The sequence below is a fragment of the Lacticaseibacillus zhaodongensis genome (assembly GCF_009687905.1).
GTDB classification, from domain to species: Bacteria; Bacillota; Bacilli; order Lactobacillales; family Lactobacillaceae; genus Lacticaseibacillus; species Lacticaseibacillus zhaodongensis.
Map to the genome: position 1 here is coordinate 1 of NZ_BLBG01000035.1, position 3,133 is coordinate 3,133.

Consider the following 3,133-nt stretch of genomic DNA (forward strand, 5'->3'; position numbering starts at 1 on the left):
CTTTGTACTTTGAAAACTGGATATCATTGTTTTTAGAAATGCCGAGAACACAGCGTATTTTGTATAGAGTTTCTAATAGAAATTCGATCGCGACCAAGCAATACTAAGTATTGCATAGGTTAAGTTACAAAGGGCGCACGGTGGATGCCTTGGCACTAGGAGCCGATGAAGGACGGGACTAACACCGATATGCTTCGGGGAGCTGTACGTAAGCTTTGATCCGGAGATTTCCGAATGGGGGAACCCAGCTTGAGTGATCAAGTTATCGTGTAGTGAATACATAGCTACATTGAAGGCAAACGCGGGGAACTGAAACATCTAAGTACCCGCAGGAAGAGAAAGAATATTCGATTCCCTGAGTAGCGGCGAGCGAAACGGGAAGAGCCCAAACCAAGAAGCTTGCTTCTTGGGGTTGTAGGACTGAACTTTGGAGTTACAAAAGTAAGTGGTAGACGAAGTCAGCTGGAAAGCTGCGTCATAGAGGGTGAAAGCCCCGTAGTCGAAACTGCTTACCCTCCGTTCAGGATCCTGAGTACGGCGGAGCACGTGAAATTCCGTCGGAATTTGCGAGGACCATCTCGTAAGGCTAAATACTACCTAGTGACCGATAGTGAACCAGTACCGTGAGGGAAAGGTGAAAAGCACCCCGGAAGGGGAGTGAAACAGTTCCTGAAACCGTGTGCCTACAATAAGTCGAAGCCCATTTACGGGTGACGGCGTGCCTTTTGTAGAATGAACCGGCGAGTTACGTTAACATGCGAGGTTAAAGTGAAAAGCTGAAGCCGTAGCGAAAGCGAGTCTGAATAGGGCGAATTAGTATGTTGATGTAGACCCGAAACCAAGTGACCTACCCATGATCAGGTTGAAGGTGTGGTAAAACGCACTGGAGGACCGAACCCGTACGTGTTGAAAAACGTTGGGATGAATTGTGGGTAGCGGTGAAATTCCAAACGAACTTGGAGATAGCTGGTTCTCTCCGAAATAGCTTTAGGGTTAGCCTCGGATGATGGATAATGGAGGTAGAGCACTGTTTGGACAAGGGGCCCGTCAAGGGTTACCAACTTCAGATAAACTCCGAATACCATTTATCTTAGTCCGGGAGTCAGACAGTGAGCGATAAGGTCCATTGTCGAAAGGGGAACAGCCCAGATCACCGGTTAAGGTCCCTAAATTTATGCTAAGTGGAAAAGGATGTGGCGTTGCACAGACAACTAGGATGTTGGCTCAGAAGCAGCCACCATTTAAAGAGTGCGTAATAGCTCACTAGTCGAGTGACACTGCGCCGAAAATATACCGGGGCTTAAGCATAGTACCGAAACCGTGGATGCATCCGTAAGGATGCGTGGTAGGAGAGCGTTCCATAGGCATTGAAGGTAGATCGTGAGGACTACTGGAGCGTATGGAAGTGAGAATGCCGGCATGAGTAGCGAAAGACAGGTGAGAATCCTGTCCACCGTATGACTAAGGTTTCCTGGGGAAGGCTCGTCCTCCCAGGGTTAGTCGGGACCTAAGGCGAGGCTGAGAAGCGTAGTCGATGGAAAACAGGTTGAGATTCCTGTACTAGTTTATTTTGTTTGAACGATGGAGGGACGCAGTAGGCTAAGGTATGCATCCGGCTGGAAATGGATGTACAAGCGCCAAGTCTTGAAGCGAGTGAAATGCTTACTTCTATACGGACAAGACGTGATGTGGAGCGAAATTTAAGTAGCGAAGTGCCTGATGTCACACTGCCGAGAAAAGCTTCTAGTTAGAAATAAACTACCCGTACCGCAAACCGACACAGGTAGTCGAGGAGAGTATCCTCAGGTGAGCGAGCGAACTCTCGTTAAGGAACTCGGCAAAATCGCCCCGTAACTTCGGAAGAAGGGGTGCTGATCGTAAGATCAGCCGCAGTGAATAGGCCCAAACAACTGTTTATCAAAAACACAGGTCTCTGCTAAATCGTAAGATGACGTATAGGGGCTGACACCTGCCCGGTGCTGGAAGGTTAAAAGGATGAGTTAGCGTAAGCGAAGCCCAGAATTGAAGCCCCAGTAAACGGCGGCCGTAACTATAACGGTCCTAAGGTAGCGAAATTCCTTGTCGGGTAAGTTCCGACCCGCACGAAAGGTGTAATGATTTGGGCGCTGTCTCAACGAGAGACTCGGTGAAATTTTAGTACCCGTGAAGATGCGGGTTACCCGCGACAGGACGGAAAGACCCCATGGAGCTTTACTGTAGCTTGATATTGAGTGTTTGTACCGCTTGTACAGGATAGGTAGGAGCCGTAGATACCGGAACGCTAGTTTCGGTGGAGGCGTTGGTGGGATACTACCCTTGCTGTATGAACGCTCTAACCCGCGCCACTAAGCGTGGCGGGAGACAGTGTCAGGTGGGCAGTTTGACTGGGGCGGTCGCCTCCTAAAATGTAACGGAGGCGCCCAAAGGTTCCCTCAGAATGGTTGGAAATCATTCGCAGAGTGTAAAGGTATAAGGGAGCTTGACTGCGAGATTGACAGATCGAGCAGGGACGAAAGTCGGGCTTAGTGATCCGGTGGTTCTGTATGGAAAGGCCATCGCTCAACGGATAAAAGCTACCCTGGGGATAACAGGCTTATCTTCCCCAAGAGTCCACATCGACGGGAAGGTTTGGCACCTCGATGTCGGCTCATCGCATCCTGGAGCTGTAGTCGGTTCCAAGGGTTGGGCTGTTCGCCCATTAAAGCGGTACGCGAGCTGGGTTCAGAACGTCGTGAGACAGTTCGGTCCCTATCCGTCGCGGGCGTAGGAAATTTGAGAGGAGTTGCCCTTAGTACGAGAGGACCGGGGTGAACATACCGCTGGTGTACCAGTTGTGCCGCCAGGCGCATCGCTGGGTAGCTACGTATGGCAGGGATAAACGCTGAAAGCATCTAAGTGTGAAGCCCCCCTCAAGATGAGATTTCCCATTCCTTTATGGAAGTAAGACCCCTGAGAGATGATCAGGTAGATAGGTTGGAAGTGGAAGAGTAGTGATACTTGGAGCGGACCAATACTAATCGGTCGAGGACTTAACCAATGGTTCACTGAACAGGAGTTCAGTTGAACTGAGTCGTAAAATGCGCTTGTTCGAAGTTTCTAAACAACAATGATAGCCAGTTTTGAGGGTACAAAG

General features: G+C 49.6%; 1 rRNA gene. It reads left to right on the top strand.

The features are described 5' to 3' along the window. The first annotated feature begins 117 nt into the window (after positions 1 to 117). Positions 118 to 3,037, top strand: a 23S ribosomal RNA gene (locus GN107_RS11240). The last annotated feature ends 96 nt before the right edge of the window (positions 3,038 to 3,133 follow it).